At 61.0% G+C, this 18,305-nt stretch carries 18 protein-coding genes; all 18 read right to left on the bottom strand.

What is annotated here, in order from left to right; all coding sequences use genetic code 11:
- Positions 1 to 9 precede the first annotated feature (9 nt).
- Complete coding sequence (gene ybeY / locus I4W09_RS00435) at positions 10 to 519, bottom strand: rRNA maturation RNase YbeY (protein ID WP_117770331.1); 510 nt, start codon at positions 517 to 519, stop codon at positions 10 to 12.
- Positions 516 to 1,502: a PhoH family protein gene (locus I4W09_RS00430; protein ID WP_196031228.1), complete on the bottom strand. Its 987-nt coding sequence runs from the start codon at positions 1,500 to 1,502 to the stop codon at positions 516 to 518. Before I4W09_RS00430 ends, ybeY begins: the two co-directional genes overlap by 4 nt.
- Positions 1,483 to 2,775, bottom strand: a complete 1,293-nt coding sequence (locus I4W09_RS00425; protein ID WP_148331459.1) for a MiaB/RimO family radical SAM methylthiotransferase — start codon at positions 2,773 to 2,775, stop codon at positions 1,483 to 1,485. Before I4W09_RS00425 ends, I4W09_RS00430 begins: the two co-directional genes overlap by 20 nt.
- A gap of 9 nt (positions 2,776 to 2,784) precedes the next feature.
- On the bottom strand, positions 2,785 to 3,933 hold the full coding sequence (gene dnaJ, locus I4W09_RS00420) for a molecular chaperone DnaJ (protein WP_055309893.1): 1,149 nt from the start codon (positions 3,931 to 3,933) through the stop codon (positions 2,785 to 2,787).
- A gap of 81 nt (positions 3,934 to 4,014) precedes the next feature.
- Positions 4,015 to 5,118: a DnaJ domain-containing protein gene (locus I4W09_RS00415; protein WP_196031227.1), complete on the bottom strand. Its 1,104-nt coding sequence runs from the start codon at positions 5,116 to 5,118 to the stop codon at positions 4,015 to 4,017.
- A 58-nt stretch (positions 5,119 to 5,176) separates the two neighbouring features.
- A complete protein-coding gene (hemW, locus tag I4W09_RS00410) occupies positions 5,177 to 6,409 on the bottom strand; it encodes a radical SAM family heme chaperone HemW (protein WP_117770328.1) in 1,233 nt (410 codons plus the stop codon).
- Positions 6,410 to 6,411: 2 nt separating this feature from the next.
- Entirely contained in the window at positions 6,412 to 7,455 is a 1,044-nt protein-coding gene (dusB, locus tag I4W09_RS00405) for a tRNA dihydrouridine synthase DusB (RefSeq protein WP_117770327.1), read from the bottom strand.
- 4 nt (positions 7,456 to 7,459) lie between these two features.
- Positions 7,460 to 9,271: a translation elongation factor 4 gene (gene lepA, locus I4W09_RS00400; protein ID WP_117770326.1), complete on the bottom strand. Its 1,812-nt coding sequence runs from the start codon at positions 9,269 to 9,271 to the stop codon at positions 7,460 to 7,462.
- 96 nt (positions 9,272 to 9,367) lie between these two features.
- Positions 9,368 to 9,634: a 30S ribosomal protein S20 gene (gene rpsT, locus I4W09_RS00395; protein WP_022094714.1), complete on the bottom strand. Its 267-nt coding sequence runs from the start codon at positions 9,632 to 9,634 to the stop codon at positions 9,368 to 9,370.
- Positions 9,635 to 9,767: 133 nt separating this feature from the next.
- Positions 9,768 to 10,730 carry a DNA polymerase III subunit delta gene (holA, locus tag I4W09_RS00390; protein WP_117770325.1) on the bottom strand — a complete coding sequence of 321 codons (963 nt, stop codon included), beginning with the start codon at positions 10,728 to 10,730 and terminating at the stop codon, positions 9,768 to 9,770.
- A gap of 78 nt (positions 10,731 to 10,808) precedes the next feature.
- Positions 10,809 to 13,112, bottom strand: coding sequence for a DNA internalization-related competence protein ComEC/Rec2 (locus I4W09_RS00385; protein WP_196031226.1), 2,304 nt, complete (start codon positions 13,110 to 13,112; stop codon positions 10,809 to 10,811).
- Positions 13,109 to 13,822: a helix-hairpin-helix domain-containing protein gene (locus I4W09_RS00380; RefSeq protein WP_196031225.1), complete on the bottom strand. Its 714-nt coding sequence runs from the start codon at positions 13,820 to 13,822 to the stop codon at positions 13,109 to 13,111. The genes I4W09_RS00385 and I4W09_RS00380 overlap by 4 nt, the downstream gene beginning before the upstream one ends.
- 213 nt (positions 13,823 to 14,035) lie before the next feature.
- The gene (gene thiI, locus I4W09_RS00375; RefSeq protein ID WP_196031224.1) at positions 14,036 to 15,280 is read right to left on the bottom strand and encodes a tRNA uracil 4-sulfurtransferase ThiI; all 1,245 of its coding nucleotides are present in this window, start codon (positions 15,278 to 15,280) and stop codon (positions 14,036 to 14,038) included.
- On the bottom strand, positions 15,281 to 15,562 hold the full coding sequence (locus I4W09_RS00370; protein WP_035138532.1) for a DNA-directed RNA polymerase subunit omega: 282 nt from the start codon (positions 15,560 to 15,562) through the stop codon (positions 15,281 to 15,283).
- 5 nt (positions 15,563 to 15,567) lie between these two features.
- The gene (gmk, locus tag I4W09_RS00365; RefSeq protein ID WP_006236131.1) at positions 15,568 to 16,137 is read right to left on the bottom strand and encodes a guanylate kinase; all 570 of its coding nucleotides are present in this window, start codon (positions 16,135 to 16,137) and stop codon (positions 15,568 to 15,570) included.
- Positions 16,138 to 16,446, bottom strand: coding sequence for an integration host factor, actinobacterial type (gene mihF, locus I4W09_RS00360; RefSeq protein WP_148331465.1), 309 nt, complete (start codon positions 16,444 to 16,446; stop codon positions 16,138 to 16,140).
- A gap of 239 nt (positions 16,447 to 16,685) precedes the next feature.
- A complete protein-coding gene (pyrF, locus tag I4W09_RS00355) occupies positions 16,686 to 17,402 on the bottom strand; it encodes an orotidine-5'-phosphate decarboxylase (RefSeq protein WP_117770322.1) in 717 nt (238 codons plus the stop codon).
- Positions 17,396 to 18,304: a dihydroorotate dehydrogenase gene (locus I4W09_RS00350; RefSeq protein ID WP_006236128.1), complete on the bottom strand. Its 909-nt coding sequence runs from the start codon at positions 18,302 to 18,304 to the stop codon at positions 17,396 to 17,398. Before I4W09_RS00350 ends, pyrF begins: the two co-directional genes overlap by 7 nt.
- Position 18,305 lies beyond the last annotated feature (1 nt).

Genomic DNA, 18,305 nt, shown 5'->3' with positions numbered 1-18,305 from the left:
AGACGGCTCCTAGTCGTGGGCGTGGTTGGTGATGGGGCCGACGTGGACTAGCTTGGGGTCCTCGCCGCGCTCGAGCGCCAGATCGCGCAGGATGGCGTCCTCGCGGGCCTCCATGACCTCGGCCTCGTCGTCCTCGATATGGTCATAGCCCAGCAGGTGCAGCATTCCGTGTACGAGCATCAGACGGCACTCGTCAGCGGGGCTATTGCCAAAACCGGGGGCCTGACGGGCAATAACCTGCGGGGCCAAGATAATATCGCCGAGCTCAAGCGTCTCATCGGCGGGAATGTCATCGTCAAAGGCCGAATCGCACTCAAACGAGAGCACATCGGTGGTGCGGTCGATACCGCGCCACTCGTGGTTGAGCTCGTGCATCTCGTCCTCGTCGACATACGAAAGGGAAATCTCGACTCCACGTTCAACGCCCTCGGCGGCAAGCACAACCTCGCAGATGTGCTCCACCTCCTGCGCGTCGAGCAGCGTATCGAGCTCGGCATCGTTGCTGATCAATACACTCAACGGGACTCCTTTCGGTCGCGCGGGCGCTGCTCGCGCACGTCATCATAAGCTTCATATGCCTCGACGATACGACCCACCAGGGCATGGCGCACCACGTCGGCACGCTCGAGGTGAGAAAATGCGACATCGTCGACACAGCCCAAAATCTGCTCAACGTCAGCAAGACCGCCACGACGACCCACCAGGTCGCGCTGGCTCAGGTCGCCGGTAATCACGAACTTGGAGTTGAAGCCCAGGCGCGTCAGGAACATCTTCATCTGCTCGGGCGTGGTATTTTGCGCCTCGTCGAGTACCACGAAAGCATCGCTCAGCGTGCGGCCGCGCATGTAGGCAAGCGGGGCGATCTCGATCACGCCGCGCTCCATAAGCTCATCGGTGCGCTCGCGATCCATCATGTCAAAAAGGGCGTCGTAAAGCGGACGCATGTAGGGATCGATCTTTTCCTCAAGGGTGCCGGGCAAAAAGCCCAGATTCTCCCCCGCCTCGACAACCGGACGCGTCAAGATCAGACGGCCCACCTCGTGACGCTTGAGCGCGGCAACGGCGAGCGCCATAGCCAGATAGGTCTTACCGGTACCGGCAGGACCCAAGCCAAACGTGATGGTATGCGAGCGGATGGCATCCACATAGCGCTTTTGCCCGAGCGTCTTGGGGCGAATGACGCGGCCGCGATACGAAAGCAGCACGTCATCGCGAAGCGACGTAGCCTCGTGCTCACCGTCGCGCAAGACGGCCAGGCAGCAAGAGACATCGTCGGCAGACAGCGTGCGCCCGGCGGCCGCCTCGCGAAAAGCGTGCTCGAAAAAGCGCGCCACGAGTTCGACCTCGTCCGGGTCGCCGCTCACGGAGATGCTATCGCCACGGGCGACCACATGGGCGCGAACCAAGCTCTCAAGCGCACGAAGGACGCCGTCGCCGGCGCCCAAAACGCGCGAGGGACCAATTCCCTCGGGAACGGTAAGTCTAATCTTCGAGGCTTCCATGAACCTCCCTGCGTGCATGGACCAAGCCGGAATCATCGACTCCGATGATAGCAACATCGAGCAGGCACGGGGCTGTAAGTCCACAGGTATCGTCAAGACGGGCATGATGGAACGAGCCGAGCGTCAGGTTGTCACCATACTCGAGCACGGCACGCTCGACCGTGCCCACGCGACGACGAGCGTCGGCAATAGCGAGCTCCTGTGCGGCGGCCCGCATACGGCGGCTGCGCTCGGCCATAACCTCGGGTGGCACCTGGTCGGGCATGTCGGCAGCAAGGGTACCGGGACGCTTGCTGTAGCGGAACACGTGCATACGCGAGAAACCCACACGGCGGCACAGCGCCAGCGATTCCTCGAACTCCTCGTCCGTCTCACCAGGAAAACCGACGATGACATCGCACGAAAGGGACGCCTGGGGCAAGATGGCACGAATCATACGCACCGTGTCCTCAAAGGCCTCGGCGCTATAGGGACGGCCCATGCGATGCAGGGTCGCCGTGCAACCGGACTGCACGGGCAGGTGCAAAAACGGGGCGATACGCTGCGGATAGCGCGCCATAACCTTAAGCAGGCGCTCGGAGATATCCATGGGCTCGACCGAGGAAATGCGCACATGCGGAATAGACGTGCGCTCCATGATGGCCTCGAGCAGCTCATCGATTTCGACGTGCTCGTCGGTCGCGCTCTTGCCATCGTAGGCACCCAGGTTCACACCGGTCAGCACCACCTCGGGCACGCCGGCCTCCTGGGCCTCGCGAACTTGCTCGAGCACGGACTCGACGGGCACGGAGCGCTCGGGGCCGCGTGCCTTCCACACAATGCAATAGGTGCAGCGATGGTTGCAGCCGTCCTGAATCTTCACGCCCAGGCGAGAGCGACCGAGCGCATCGACCACCTCGCCATCGCTGCAGGCGGGAACGCTATCGGATTCGACACCCAGCACCTCGCAGACGCGCTCGGCGACGTCAATCTTGGACGGCTCGGCGATCACGCGATCGGAGAGCTCCAGCAACTCCTCGGGATGCAGGTTGACGACGCAGCCGGTTACGACCACGTAAGGCTCGCCCGGATAGGCCAGCGCATGACGGACGGCCTTACGGGTCTTGGCCTCGGCCTCGCCCGTAACGGCACAGGTGTTAATGACGATCAGATCGGCATCCTGCGGCTCCACAATAGCAAATCCCAGGCGCATAAGATCGGCAGTGATACGGTCGGACTCAACCCGGTTGACGCGGCAGCCGAGGTTGACGACAGAGATATGAGGTGCGAGCACGCGGGCTCCTTAATCGAGGATATCGTCGAGGGCACTCTTGATACGGTCGGTCACCGACTTCTTACCGGAAGCGACGTCATCGCCCATCTCATCGGCAAAAGCGCGGAGCAGCTCGCGTTGCTTATTGGAAAGATTGGTGGGAACGACCACGCGCAGTTGCACGATCAAGCGGCCACGCGAACCGCCACCGCCAATGCGCGGCATGCCGTAATTATTGACGCTCACGGTGTCACCGTACTGGGCGCCGGCGGGAACCGTCACCTTGACGACCTCGTCGGGCATAATGCCCTCGACCTCGATCTCGCAGCCAAGCGCAGCCTGCGCAATCGAGATATCGCTCAGGAGGTACAGGTCGTCACCGTTGCGCTTAAAACGCTCGTGGTCGGCAACACGAACGTTGACGATCAGGTCGCCCGAGGGCTCACCGCGAAGGCCTGCCTCGCCAAAGCCGCTCACGCGCAGCTGGCGACCGGTCGAAACGCCGGCGGGGATATCGATGTCGATCTTTTCGTGCGAAGGTGTGCGGCCCTGACCGTCGCAGGTCTCGCAGGGATGGTCGATGACCGTGCCCTCACCGTGGCAGTCGGGGCAAGGCGAAGAGGACTGAACCTGGCCCAGGAACGAGCGCTGGACCGTCGTGACATAGCCTGTGCCGTGGCAGCGGCTGCACTGCTTTTCCTGTGCGCCCTCGGCCCTACCAGTGCCGTTACAATCCTCGCAGGGGGCAAGGCGGTCATAGCTGATCGTCTTTTTGCAACCGAGCGCCGCCTCCTCAAGGGTCACCGAAAGGGAGATCGCCATATCGCGGCCGCGACGACGCTCACGGCGATTTCGGGCGCCACCGCCGGCACCGCCGCCAAAGAACGACGAGAAGAGGTCGTCCATGCCCATGCCGCCAAAGATATCGTTGATATCGACGTAGCCCGAACCACCAGGGCCGTCCGCGGTGCCGTAACGGTCGTAGTTAGCACGCTTCTGCTCGTCGGAAAGAACGGAATAAGCCTCGTTGAGCTCTTTGAACTTGGCCTCGGCCTCGGGGTCGTCCGAAACGTCCGGGTGTACGGTACGGGCCTTCTTTAGAAACGCGCGCTTAATCGTCCGCGCATCGGCATCCTTGTCGACGCCAAGTACCTCGTAGTAATCCCTATTTTCCGACACGACCGAATCCTTCCGACTTTCATTATTGTCACAGTGCGTCCTATACCCAAGCTGGGCCGGCCGCAAACAGAGGGCTAGATGTTATTGCATTGCGTAGGGCGAAAGCATGGCACGTTGCGAGCAGCTCGCAAACCAAACCGACACGAGCGCGAACATAAATCCGTTGGCAAAACCGTTGGCAAACTGCATCGCGCCGCGCTTCCACCACAGCAGGCTGCGGTGCAGCACGCCGTCCGAGACCACCATGAAAAGGCCCATGGCAAACGGAATAAAGCACATCACGGCAAAGGCCGAGAACACGCCCGATATGGCCGACAGCACCAAAAACGGCGCCACGATGCCCATCAGGTAAAAACCGGTACGGGCCTTGCCTTCCAGACGCTCGGCCTCAACATGGGCACGGCCGACAAGATCGCCGCCCGAGGCACCGTTGGTGCCGGCGTGACCCATGCCGCCAATGCGGACCTCGTCGCCATCGTGCGTGCCGGCAGGAAACTCAATTGTCTGCTCGGAGGTCACACGGGTTCGACCGCTGCCGCCGCAATCGGGACAGGGGTCGGCGACGACCTTACCGGAACCTCCGCACTCGGGGCAGACCGACTGGAACGTGCCGGCACCGAACAGGAAGGACAGGTCGACGTCGATGTGGCCGCGACCGCCGCAGCTCGGACAGGTATGTGCATGCTCGGACGAAACAGAACCCGAGCCTCCGCAGTGACCACAGGTATCGAAGCGCGTATAGCGAACGGTCTTGCGGGCACCGCCCTTGGCCTCCTTGGCGTCGAGCTTAATATCGACGACCACGTTGGCGCCGTTCTCGGGATTATAGGCAGCCTGCCCGCGACGCGGCTGGCCCCAGGCGCCCCCGAAGGGGAAACCGCCGTCAAAGGGATTGCCGTAACCGGCGCTGCCGGCATAGCCACCGCCATAGGGCGAAGCCGTCGGTGCACCGGCAAAGGGATTGCCCGAGCGCATGGCGTCGTAGCGCGCACGCTTCTGCTCGTCCGAAAGCACGGCGTAGGCCTCGGAAACCTCTTTAAACTTTTCCTCGGCATCAGGTTCTTTGTTGACGTCCGGATGGAGCTTGCGGGCCTTTTGCTGGAAGGCCTTCTGAATATCACGCGAGGTGGCGTCCTTGGAGACACCCAAAATCTCGTAGTAATCTTTTTCGTTCATCGTCGCCATGCGCGGCAACCTCCTGCTCACAGCAGCGTATATATTGCGGTAATTCTACCCGAGCGGCCTAGGCTAGACCCCAAAACAGCTCGAACAGCACATTTCCATCGAGCCAGCCCAAGTGGGTGGGCGCTAAACGAGCACGGACATGGCCCGCGAGGACGTCTGCCGAAGTGAAGGGTCCCTCATGGACTCCGAGCGTCTCGGGCACCCAAGTGGCAAGACCCAATTCGAGCGCGCGATCGCAGACAGCTGCCAGCTCGCCCGTTGGGATGACGCAAGCTGCACGAACCAACAGATCGGACGCAATACCGCGCGTCAAGCGACAAGCGAGCATCAGGTCTTCAGCCGCAGCCTCACGCTGCGACAGATATTCGGCCTCGAACGCCGTCGCGTCATCGTCACGTTGCACCAGACGCACGCGGTACGAATCGCCTCGAGAAGACACGCCGGGGAACAAACCTGCAAGACGATCGAAATCCTCGGCATCGAGCATGCCCGCGGCAGAGCGACCCAGGCCCAAATAGCCCTGGCCGGTCCAGTAGGCAATGTTATGGGCGCACTCATGTCCGTCGAGCGCATAGCTTGCCACCTCATACGGGTGATAGCCGGCCGCACCCAGACGCTCACGCGCCACATCCATGCACGAAGCTTGAAAATCCTCGTCGGGCTCTACCGACTCGTCGCGGCACGCCATGCGATAAAGGGGAGTCCCCTCCTCAAGCGTGAGCGGGTAGACCGACACATGATGCGGAGCCGCCGCCAGCACGCCATCGAGCGTGCGCCTCCAACTCGCTGCGGTCTGCCCGGGAAGTCCGCACATAAGGTCGCACGACACGTCAAGCCCAGCGTTCTTGACTGTCGCGATGGCGGCGAGCGCCCGATCGGCATCGTGAATACGGCCGATAGCGGTAAGTTCGATGTTATCGAGCGTTTGCACGCCCAGAGAGACGCGTGTGACACCAACCTTGGCAAGCGCAGCGGCAAGCTCGGCGGTCAGCGACTCGGGATTGGCCTCGCAGGTAAACTCAACGGGGGCGCACCACGCACGAATACGCCGCGCCAGCTCCACCAGGCGCTCCCCCGCCAGCGACGGCGTACCACCGCCAACATAGACGGTGCGGATCTGTTCAAGGGCCCTAGCCTTGCCAAAAGCATCGAGGCGCGCGAACAACTGCTCAAAATAGACATCGAGCGCAGCGCTCAGGTCGCACGGAGCAAAACTGCGCGAGTCAAAGTCGCAGTACCGGCACTTTTGGGCGCAAAACGGCACGTGCACGTACAGCGCGGTAACGGCCACCCTTAAGCCTCCAGCGGATGTGGAGGCACCGATTCGCCGGCGGCAAGGGCAGCCTCGCAGGCCACCACATCGCGCTCGATCTCATCGACCAGCGCCATAAACTCCTCGTAAGTGGAACAGCGCACCACATGGGCACGCCAAGCGGCGGCATGGGGCATGCCTTTTAAGTACCAGCTTGCGTACGTACGGGCACGCGACATGAGCGGCAGGAGCTCATGCGTCAGCGTTAGGTGCTCACGCAGGGCGTCTAGGCGCTCAACGGAGCTGCGCGCCGGCACCGGCATGCCATCGAGCGCAAGGGCGCGAGCATCACCGAACACCCACGGATTGCCGTAGATGCCGCGCGCGATAAACACCGCGCTGGCACCAGAACTGCGCAGATGCTCCGCGGCATCCTCGGCGCAGAACACATCACCCGAACCAATCACGGGAATCTCGACGGCGTCGGCAACCTCATCGACAACCGACCAATCGGCCTGGCCGGTGTAGAGCTGCGTGGCACAACGGCCGTGCACGGCAACTGCAGAGGCGCCCGCCCCTTCAAGCATCTGGGCAAACGTTGCGGCGTTGCGGTCCTCGGCATAAAAACCCTTGCGGATCTTCACGGTCACGGGAACATGCGCCGCGCCCACCGCTGCCTCGACAATCTTCTCGGCCAGGTCGGGCGTGCGCATAAGCGCCGAGCCTTCGCCCTTAGTAACGACCTTGCGAGCCGGACAGGCCATGTTGATATCAATCAATGACAGGCGATCGCCCACACGCTCCTCGACGGCGGCGACGGCACTCGCAAACTGCTCGGGCTTGGAGCCAAAGAGCTGCACGCAAATCTGCTGCTCCTTGTCGGCCGGTAGCACCAGGCGCCAGGTCTTGTTGCTGGCATAGGCAAGGCCCGCCACGCTCACCATCTCGCTATAGGCGAGATTGGCACCGCGGCGGCGGCACATGATGCGATAAGCGGGATCGGTTACGCCCGCCATGGGAGCCATAAGGAACGGCTGCTCGGCATAGGCGCCCAGCAGCCGCTTGCTGTATTCGGAAAGCGCCATAGACCTACTCGTCCACCTTGAGGATCGCCATAAAGGCCTCCTGCGGGACCTCGACCGAGCCGATGGCCTTCATGCGCTTCTTGCCCTCTTTCTGCTTCTCGAGCAGCTTGCGCTTACGCGAGATATCGCCGCCGTAGCACTTAGCAAGAACGTCCTTGCGACGCGCTTTGACGGTAGAACGGGCGATGATTTTGTTGCCGATAGCACCCTGGATGGGAACCTCGAACAGCTGACGCGGGATGATCTCCTTAAGTTTGTCGCACAGACCACGGGCCAGGCCATAGGCCTTGTCCTTATGGACGATAAACGACAGCGCGTCCACCTCGTCGCCCGAAAGCAAGATATCGAGCTTGACGAGCTCGGAGGGACGATACTCGTTGAACTCGTAGTCGAGCGAGGCATAGCCCTTGGTACGGCTCTTGAGCTGGTCAAAGAAGTCCAAGATGAGCTCGGCGAGCGGCATATCAAAGCGCATCTCGACCGACTTGCTCGTGAGATGAATCATGTCGGTAGTAATGCCGCGGTGCTCGATAGCGAGCTGCATGACGGCACCCGTATACTCGGGCGGGCAGATAATCTTGGCCTTGAGGTAGGGTTCCTCGATACGCTCGATGCGCGTAGCCTCGGGCAGATCCTGCGGGCTGCGGACATCAATCATCTCGCCGTCAGTCTTGTAGACGTGATAGTCCACCGAGGGGCTCGTGGCAATGAGGTCAAGATTGAACTCGCGCTCCAGGCGCTCCTTGACGACCTCCATATGCAGCAGGCCCAAGAAGCCCACGCGGAAGCCAAAGCCGAGCGCCACCGAGGTCTCGGGCTCCCACACCAACGACGGGTCGTTGACGTGCAGCTTATCGAGCGCGTCACGCAGGTTCTCGTAGTCCTTGTTATCGATCGGGAACAGGCCCGTATAGACCATGGGCTTGGCCTCGCGGTAGCCGGGAAGCGGCTCGGGGCAGGGATTCGACGCCCACGTGAGGGTATCGCCCACGCGAACGGCCTCGGGGTCCTTCAGGCCCGTGACCACGTATCCGACCTCGCCGACCGTGAGCGCGTCGACCGGGGTCTCGGCGGGACGCTTGACGCCCACGCCATCGACCAAAAAGTCGCCCTTTGCCTGCATCATGCGCAGGGTATCGCCCTTTTTGATGGAGCCGTCAAAGATGCGCACCGTGGCGACGACGCCACGATACTCGTCGAAGTACGAATCCAGAATGAGTGCCTTGAGCGGCGCGTTCGCATCGCCCTTGGGCGGAGAGATCAAAAAGACAATGGACTCCAGCAGATCGTGGATGCCCTCGCCGGTCTTGCCCGAGACGCACACGGCATCATCGGCAGGGATCGCCAGGTCATCCTCGATCTCGGTCTTAACCTCGTCGGGATGGGCCGAGGGCAGGTCGATCTTGTTGATGGCCGGCACAATGTCCAGATTGGCGTTCATGGCGAGCGTCGCGTTGGAGACGGTCTGCGCCTCGACGCCCTGCGTGGCGTCGACAACGAGCACCGCGCCCTCACAGGCTGCCAGCGAGCGCGAGACCTCATAGGTAAAGTCCACGTGGCCCGGCGTATCGATCAGATTGAACTGATACGTCTCGCCATCGTCGGCGTCATAGGACACGCGAACGGCATTGGACTTGATCGTGATGCCGCGCTCGCGCTCGATATCCATGGTGTCGAGCAGCTGCGACTCCATGTCGCGTTCGTCGACGGTATGGGTGAGCTCGAGGATGCGATCGCTGATCGTGGACTTGCCATGGTCGATGTGCGCAACGATTGAGAAGTTGCGGATGTGGGAAATGTCAATTGAAGTATTCATGCGGACTATCTTACCCGAGCGGTACAAAAAATGGAGCCTGTTCCATAAAACAGGCTCCATTTATGCGCGTAATCTGTGTGGTGTGAAATTTACAACTTAGGCGTTGATGCTGTTCACGAGCTTGGCAAGACCGGACTTGCGGTTGGAAGCCTGGTTCTTGTGGATAACATGCTTGGCGGCAGCCATGTCGAGACGCTTGGTGACGGTCTTGAGGGCAGCCTGGGCCTTCTCGGCGTCGCCCTCGGCAACGGCGGACTGGACGTGCTTGGTCAGCGTCTTGAGCTCGGACTTGACAGCCTTGTTACGCATGCGAGCTGCCTCATTGGTGCGGATACGCTTCTTCTGAGACTTGATGTTTGCCACTTCTGGAGTTCCTTTCGAGTTCCTTGCAAAAAATGTATGACACCTCTGAGACACGGTGAGGTCATGCAAGCGCCTACTATAGCACGCTCCCCCTCAAAGGGATAGAACGAATTTGTCAAATAAGCAGGTATCATCACGATTTTCTCAAGATGTACGTAATCCAGAGCAAAAGCGCGGTCTGAGAATCGGCCGAACCCTTCAGCGCGAGCTCCACATCGACCGCGCCCTCGAGCGCGGCAACGAGCTCTGCCATCGAAAAGCGACGTGCCCAGGTCAGGTGATTCTTGACCTGCCAGGACTGGAGCTTAAGCGTTGCGGCCAGCTCACGACCCTGTCCGCGCGCATCGAGCGCCTTGGCAACGATAAGCTCGCGGATGCGGCCGCACAGCAATGTGTAAGTCCACACGTAGCTCTTGGCGGGCAGTAGATTGAAGAGCTCGAGCGAGCGTCGCATGTCACGGGCCGAGACCGCATTGAGAAAGTCCCAGGGCTGGACTTCGGCCGTGCGCACAATCCAGCGCTCCACATCAGCAAGCTCAATCTGGGGCGCCTCGACCATCTGGGCAAGCTTAGCCAAATCGTTATCGAGCATGCGAGTGTTTTCACCCGAACGCGAGACGAGCTCCTCGGCGGCCGCCGTCGAGATCGACTTGCCGTGCTGCGTCGCCATCTGCTGCACGCGGCGCGGTAGCTCCCAGCGCTTGGTACCGGAGCAATCGATCACCGCCTTCTTGTCGATCTTGGCGATCGCCTTATACAGGCGCGTGTTCTTGGCAAGCGAGTCGGCGATGATGAGACAAACCGTCGTGGGGCTGGGACTCGCCAGATAGTCGACAAGCGGCTCGGAGATCGCTTTGGCGAGTTTTGAGCAGCCGTCAAGGATTACCAGGCGAAACTCGCTGCCCATGGGAAAGGTGTTGAGCGATCCGATAATCGACTCGATATCGGGGTCTTTGGTCATATCGCGCTCGTCGAGGTTGAACTCGACCATACCCGACTTTTCCAGACGCGCTTTCATACGCGAGACGGCGTGATCGCGCTTGACTCCGTCGGTACCGACGATCAGATATGCCGGCAGCAGACCGGTTTCGGACATTGCGCTCCCCTCCCGCAGACTCTCGAATTCGTACCGTGCCATTTTAGCCCAGGGGTTGGTCCCGCGCCAACGGCAGCATCACGGTCGCTGGCATCGCATGGCAAAACCTGTTACGGTCGGCGAGACGGTAATGTCTCCTTGTTCAATGGTACATGCGAACGCGCCGCCCGCATCGCGAACGGCATCGATGCAGGCATCGGATGGATGGCCGTAGCGGTTGCCCTCGCCCGCACTCGCCATAGAGAGCTCGGGCTTAAGCGTTTCCAGCAGGTCTTTGTCGACGGAAACTTTTGAGCCGTGATGCCCCAGCTTGAGCACATCGATATCACCCACCTCCTGTACAAACTCGCGCTCCTGATCGAGCTCGGCATCACCAGTGAGGAGCATACGCAGGCTCTTGCATTCCCGGGCATAGGAGAGCAGCAAGACAAGCGAGTCCTCATTGCCCTCGCCATCCACCGTGTCAAACGGCCACATCACACGAGCCCGAAATGCGCCGATATCGACCGTATCCCCGCGAGCCACCTGCCGATACGTTACGCCGGGGCGATTCAGGACCTCAGCAGGCGCACCGTCCAGCGCATCCGCTGCAACTGCAATGGTTCCAACCGAAAACCGATCGAGCACATCGGGAAGACCACCCCAATGATCTTCGTCCCAATGTGTCACGAAGACGGCGTCGATATGGTGGACATTGTTGCGAACCAACGCCGCTACCACGCGCTCGTCGAGCCCGCAGTCGACGAGCGCTACTGCGCCGCCCTCGCGGATAAGAATCGCATCGGCCTGGCCCACATCGAGTACCGTCACCGAAGGCGGAGCGAATCGATCCCAGTAGACGTACGGAATCGCAGCCAAGAGCACCAGGCATGCAAGCCCCACCGCCATAAGACGTGCACGGGGACGCGGCCACCAGACCAGCAGAACCGCCAGCAAACACGGCACTAGGTAAATCCACATGCTATCGGGCGGCACGCTCACGGATGCACCCGGCACGGCGGCAAACAGCTGCTCGAAGAACAGCGCGCAACGGGCGGCAATCATGGGCACAACGAGCGCCCAAGTCCGCAACGGCGCCACGAGCGAAAAGGGAACCAGCACGATCGACACAGCAAGCAGTACGCTCACCACCGGACCGATGACCGCATTTGCCAACGGAGCAATGAGCGAGAACGTACCAAAGGCAGGAATGGTGATGGGGAGCGTCGCCAACTGCGAGCACAGTGTGACGGAGAGCGTGCTGGCAATGCCCGACGGCACGCTCAGCTCACCCAAAGCGTAGGTAGCATACGGGCAAAAGCACAGGATGGCAAAGACGCTGGCACATGAAAGCTGAAAGCCCATCTCGAACAGCACCGTCGGCCTCAGTAGCACAAAGATGGACATGGTTACGAAGAGTGCCGATGCGCCGTGCCGACGACGACCCGCTCCGTTTACGACAAGCGTCGCGAACACCATGCAGCACGCGCGCACGGCCGAGGGAGACGCGCCCGTAAAGGCAGCGTAGCCCACAAGCGTTATCGCCAATATCACCCGCTGAAAACCACGTGAGCACCGAGTCTTTTGCAATACGCCCTCGATCACAAACCCCACGATAGCCAGATGGCTGCCCGAGACGGCGATAAGATGCGCCGTTCCCGTCACCGAAAACCAGTCGCCCGCCGGCTGGGCGCGCAGCTCGGCCGAACGACCACAGACGACACCAGCTATGAGCGCACGTGCCGGGTCGGTCGCAGGCGCGATGGACGCAAGCAGCCAATTTCGCAGCCGAAGCAGCGGCCCCGGAGAGCCCTCATCGACCGACACAATCCGAACGGCTTTAACCTTGCGCACCTCGCCTCGGAGCACGCGCAATCGTCCATACGCATCGTTCTCAAAACGTGAAACGCGACCGATAACACGCACGTGCGCCCCGACCTTGAGCTCGCGGTCGCACGATAGGCGAACCGTTGCCAAGTTCTTACCGTCCGCGCGTACCTCGCAGGTATAGGAATACACGTCGTCGTTTATGGATGGATCACCCTGCACGACAAACTCGAGGCTGCTTGCCGCTCGACCGTCGAGCGCCTTCGAGGCGTTGAGCGCGCCCGCAGCCCACCACGCCGAGACGACCGCTCCCGCCACGAGACCGACGGACGCGGCATACAGCCACCGCTTCCAAGGGGCAAGCCGCGCACAAGATTGAGCCAGCACAACGAATACCGTCGCCGCAACGGGAATGGCCCATAGCAGCCCGACCGCCGGCGCCTGCTCCCTCAGCAGCGCATCAGCGGCCACGTTGAGCACCAAGGCGCAGCTCATGCACATGCCGGCACACAGGGCCATCGTCCACGGCATCAGGGGCCGCGGAGGCATCACATGTTCGCGCTCGGTCGCACTCATACGCAGATGCAATCTTTGATTTTGGCAAGCTTCTTCTCGCCGATTCCCGACACACGCATCAGATCGTCAACCGAGGCAAAAGCACCGTTCTTTGTACGCTCATCGATAATCGACTGTGCCACGGAGGGACCGATGCCCGAGAGCGTCTGCAGCTCTGCCGCGCTTGCCGTATTGATGTTGACTAGGCCCGTTGCGCCACTCAGGCCCAATGATGCGGAAGCCCCACCATCAACACCGGCTTCCGCAATGGACGCCTGCTGCTCCCCCACCGTTGGAACGTGAATCTTCTGCCCATCGACGACCTTGGATGCCCGATTGAGCCCCGTAACGTCTGCCTCGGGCGCCAGCCCGCCGGCGGCATCTATCGCCTGAGCCACCCGCGCGCCGTCCTTGACGCGATATACACCGGGCGACACAACGGCACCATCAACATCGACATAAACCTCTGCCGCGGCAGACGCCTTAGACGAAGAGCCTTCGGATGTCTTTCCGCTCGAGGCATCGCCGGATCCCGGCTCCACTAACGAGCCCGAACCATCAGTGCGCTCAAACGACACGCCGCCAGTACCGCCGCCAAGGTTCGCCATCGCCAAGCCGCTCGCCATCGCAATGACGACCAGTATCGCCATCACCACTGCCTTGTGACCGAGCAGCTTGTCCGCCCAGCGGTCCATCTTTTTGACCCGTTCGTGTTGTTCGCGCTGCGCCATAGCAAAACCTCCCAACACCATCGTGTCAGGAAGGGAGCTCCGCAACAGCCACGCTCCAAAACCGGTTTTAGCGGTCAAACCAAAAACCGACCAAAACCTTGCACAAATCTGTCCATTTATTCAGCCACACGTCAGCAAATGGACACTTAGCCGCAAGATGCCCAGATAGAAAAAGACCGACGATGCAGGCGCATCGTCGGTCTATGCACAAAATTACTCGTGATCTTGGTAAATCTCACGCGGAGCAAGCTCCGAATGTTTGCGTTTTAAGGTCTTAGGGGCCTTATACGTGTTGCTCTCGAAGTCGATGTACTCGGTCTGCTTGAGCAGGCGCTCGATCATCTCCTCATGATCGAACAACTCCCAGGCCTCATGCACGGCATCGAGTTTAGCGTGCGTCTCGGGACGGCGCGGCATAAACAGCGTGCAGCAGTCGGGAGCGGCCTCAGTCGAGATATCGAACGTACCGATCTCCTCGGCACGCGCAATGATCTCCTGCTTGTCCGAACCGATGAGAGGACGGAACACGGGGATCTTCACGGCCTCGTTGACGGCCATGATATTCTCAAGCGTTTGGGAGGCAACCTGTCCAAGCGATTCGCCCGTCACGATGGCCTTGGCGCCCTCGATGTGTGCAATGCGCTCGGCAACCGAATACATAATGCGGCGATACATGATCACGCGCAGGTTGCTGGGACAGGTGACCGAAATCTCACGCTGGCAGTCGCCAAACGGCACCACGTACAGGCGGCCGATCTGGACACCCGGCTCAAGCGCACGGATGATGTCCTGCACCAGATACTCACTCGTATCGGGCGTCTGCGGACGACCAGAGAAATGTACCGGCACGCACACCGCGCCGCGACGCGCGAGCATCCAGGTCGCCACCGGAGAATCGATACCCGACGACAGCAGCGTCACGACCTTGCCGGCAGAACCCACCGGCAGACCGCCCACGCCGCGCTCGGAGCGCGCGTACACATAAACGCTACCCTGGACCACCAGTACGTGCACCATCGCATCGGGGTCGTGCATTTGAACCTTTTTATCGGGGAAGGCCTCACACAGCACCTCACCCACCTGACGATTGATGTCAATCGAGGTAAGCTCATAGTCAGTATTGGAGCGCTTGGCGTGCACCTTAAAAGAATCGAAGGAACCAAGCTCGCGCAGCGCCTTCACGGCGGCGGCGCAGTACTCCTGCGAGTCGCGGTTGGTGTGATACGCCAAAGACACACGTGCAACGCCGGGAACGGTGCGAATGACACGCGCCGCCTCATCGGCCTGATGCTCGTTAAAGGTCACGAGGATATAACCGGAAATTCGAGACACGGCATTCACGGAAAAGGCGGCCAAGGCCGCCTTGATGTTATCCATGAGGATATGCTCAAAATGTGCGCGGTTCTTACCCTTCAGTCCAACCTCGTGATAGTGGACCAGGCAGACGCGAGCCGCCATTTAGGCTTCAGCAACCTTGTGGCCGAGCGCCTTCTCGTAACGGGCCTCGTCGTAAGAGATGTCGCCGTCGACAATCTCGTCCATAGCCATCGAAATGGTATCGGCACCGGAAAGCCCGATGGTGATGTCATCGACATCCTGGACGGCAAGCACGCGGTTGTGCTGGCCACGCAGCATGCTGTTAATGTCGCAGGCGCGCTTGGAGGCAAGCGAAGCGAGCAGGAAGCGGTTGTGATCGGTCTTCTCCAGAAGATCGTCAATGCAAGGCTTTACAACGGACACGGACCTCAGATCCTTTCATGCATATCGAGAACGCGAACGAGCTCATCGGTCGCGCGGTCGAGATCGTCATTAACCACGACGTCGTCGTAGCGGTCGGCAAGGGCAAGCTCATCGGCGGCGTTTGCCATACGCAGCTCAATCGTCTCGGGCGTCTCGGTACCGCGACCGACCAGGCGCTCGCGGAGTACCTCAAGCGAAGGCGGCTTGATAAAGATCAACACGGCCTCGGGGAAACGCTCCTTCACCTGCAGGGCGCCCTGGACATCGATCTCCAAAATCAGAGATGCGCCAGAGGCGAGCTTGGATGTGACCTCGCTCACCAACGTGCCGTAGCAGTTACCGTGGACCTCGGCCCACTCAACAAACTCACCGTTTGCCACGCGGCGGTCGAACTCCTCGCGCGTCAGAAAAAAGTAGTTGACGCCGTCGACCTCACCTTTGCGTGGTGCTCGCGTGGTAGCCGAAACCGTCAGGCCCAGGTTCGAGCGGCGCTCGCGCACACGAGTGACGAGCGTACCCTTCCCTGCGCCTGACGGTCCAGAAATCACAAAGAGCTTGGAATCCTGAGCGCTCACTTATTTGGTCAGCTGCTCGAGGAGCTGCTCGCGCTGACGGACGCCGAGGCCCTGGACGCGACGGGTAGCGGAGATACCAAGCTCCTCCATGATCTTGGCGGCCTTGGCCTTGCCATAACCAGGAAGAGACTCGATGAGGGTGGAAACCTTCATGCGGGAAGCGATGGGGTCATCGGAGTTGAGCACGGACTCGAGGGGCTTCTCGCCCTTCTTGATCTGCTCGCGAAGCTCGGCGCGAGCGTGACGTGCGGCAGCAGCCTTCTCAAGAGCCTGCTTGCGCTGCTCATCGGTAAGCTGAGGGAGTGCCATTCGTACCTCCAAATAGTTGGGTTATATCTGATTCAATAATTGGCATTTTAGCACGTAGAACGTACAAAATACCCAATCGCGGCTCCATAGGTTAGACGATACCCGCAAAAAGTGCAATATACTGCGCCCAAAGTTAAGCCCCTGACCTGCGATTCCACACAAAGGATGGGAAAGTTTACGCAGGCACAGGGGCTATTTTGTGCTAATGAGACCCAAAAGTGGTGACTTAGGGGAATCTTTTACGCGATGTTTTCGACCAGCTCGGCGACAATGGCGTCAAAGGCGGCAACCGGATCGTCGGCGCCGGTGATGGGACGGCCCACCACAATGTGGCTTGCGCCACGCTCGATAGCCTGGGAAGGCGTCGCCACGCGGGACTGGTCGCCTAAGGCGGCACCCACCGGACGCACACCCGGAGTCACGATCAGGGCATCAGGACCCAGCAGCTCACGCATGTCGTGAGCCTCCATCGGCGAGCACACGATGCCATCGATGCCGTTGGCCTGAGCGAGCTTTGCCAGGCGGGCGGCCTCCTCGGCCACCGGCGACTCGACGCCAATCTCGCTCAAGGCATCCTGATTCATGCTCGTGAGCACGGTGATGGCGACGAGCTTGGCGCGGTCCTCGCGCGCCTCCTCGGCACCCTCGCGGCAGGCAGCGAGCATGGCGCCCGAACCCAAGCCGTGAACCGAGAGCAGGTCGGCACCGGCAAGCGAGGCCGAACGGGCGGCACCGCGAACCTGATGCGGAATATCATGGAACTTAAGGTCAAGGAAGACCTTAAAGCCCAGGTCCTTAAAGGTCTTGACGATCTCGGGGCCCTCAGCGTAATAGAGCGTCATACCAACCTTAAGCCAGGCGGCATGGCCCGAAAGCTCGTGGGCAAGCTCGAGCGCACGCTCGCGGTCGCAGTCGAGAGCGACGATTACGCGGTCGCGGGCATCGGTCTCTAGCATTCGAAAGCACCTACCAGTTCGTTGATGTCCTTCACGCCTTGGGACTCAGCCCAGGCCTCGAGCTCGTGCGCGATCTTGAGCGAAGCGCACGGATCGACGAAGTTGGCCATGCCGACCGACACGCAGGTGGCGCCGGCCAGGATAAACTCGGCCGCATCCTCGCCGGTCATGACACCGCCGACGCCGTTGATGGGGATATCGACGGCCTGGGCAACCTCCCAGACCATGCGCACGGCGATGTGGTGGCACAGCGGGCCCGAAAGGCCGCCCTTGGGCTTGGCCACGCGGGACTTGCGGGTATGGACGTCGATGGCCATGCCCTGAATGGAGTTGATGACCGAAAGGCCGTCGGCGCCGGCAGCCTCGAGGGCCTTGGCAATCTCGGCGACGTTGACCGGCGCCATCTTCACGAACAGCGGCTTATCGGTCACCTTGCGGCAGGCAGCCATAACGGATGAGGCGCCCTCGGGCGTAGAGCCCATGGCGGCACCGCCGGCGGCGATATTAGGGCAGCTCACGTTGATCTCGTAGCCGGCAGCCCAGGGGCACAGCTCGACATACATCTCGAGCGCGCGGACAAACTCGTCAACGGAGTGGCCGGCAACCTGACAGATGACCTGGCAGCCGTCCTTGGACAGCTGTTCGAGCCACGGACCGGACTCGCGGGCAAAGGCAGCCACGCCGGGGTTCTGAAGGCCCACGGAGTTGATCATACCGCCGGGAATCTCAGCCATGCGGGGCGCGGGATTGCCGGGCCAGGGCTCGGCAGCGCAACCCTTGGTGGTGATGGCGCCCAGCTGGGAAACATCAAAGAAGTTCTGGAACTGCCAACCGTAGCCAAAGGTACCGGCTGCGGTGTTGATGGGGTTCTGCATCTTGACGCCGCCGAAATCGACGGCCATG

It is taken from the genome of Collinsella aerofaciens (assembly GCF_015670795.1).
Taxonomy (GTDB): domain Bacteria; phylum Actinomycetota; class Coriobacteriia; order Coriobacteriales; family Coriobacteriaceae; genus Collinsella; species Collinsella aerofaciens_Q.
Note: the sequence above shows the minus strand (reverse complement) of the source record. Positions and strands in the feature narration are given on the sequence as shown.

Bases quoted from the DNA above. Each gene is read 5' to 3' on its own strand.
- I4W09_RS00430 (WP_196031228.1), bottom strand. From the start codon at position 1,502: ATGGAAGCCTCGAAGATTAGACTTACCGTTCCCGAGGGAATTGGTCCC.
- I4W09_RS00415 (WP_196031227.1), bottom strand. From the start codon at position 5,118: ATGGCGACGATGAACGAAAAAGATTACTACGAGATTTTGGGTGTCTCC.
- dusB (WP_117770327.1), bottom strand. From the start codon at position 7,455: ATGGCGCTTTCCGAATACAGCAAGCGGCTGCTGGGCGCCTATGCCGAG.
- lepA (WP_117770326.1), bottom strand. From the start codon at position 9,271: ATGAATACTTCAATTGACATTTCCCACATCCGCAACTTCTCAATCGTT.
- holA (WP_117770325.1), bottom strand. From the start codon at position 10,730: ATGTCCGAAACCGGTCTGCTGCCGGCATATCTGATCGTCGGTACCGAC.
- I4W09_RS00385 (WP_196031226.1), bottom strand. From the start codon at position 13,112: ATGAGTGCGACCGAGCGCGAACATGTGATGCCTCCGCGGCCCCTGATG.
- I4W09_RS00380 (WP_196031225.1), bottom strand. From the start codon at position 13,822: ATGGCGCAGCGCGAACAACACGAACGGGTCAAAAAGATGGACCGCTGG.
- thiI (WP_196031224.1), bottom strand. From the start codon at position 15,280: ATGGCGGCTCGCGTCTGCCTGGTCCACTATCACGAGGTTGGACTGAAG.
- mihF (WP_148331465.1), bottom strand. From the start codon at position 16,446: ATGGCACTCCCTCAGCTTACCGATGAGCAGCGCAAGCAGGCTCTTGAG.
- pyrF (WP_117770322.1), bottom strand. From the start codon at position 17,402: ATGCTAGAGACCGATGCCCGCGACCGCGTAATCGTCGCTCTCGACTGC.
- I4W09_RS00350 (WP_006236128.1), bottom strand. From the start codon at position 18,304: ATGGCCGTCGATTTCGGCGGCGTCAAGATGCAGAACCCCATCAACACC.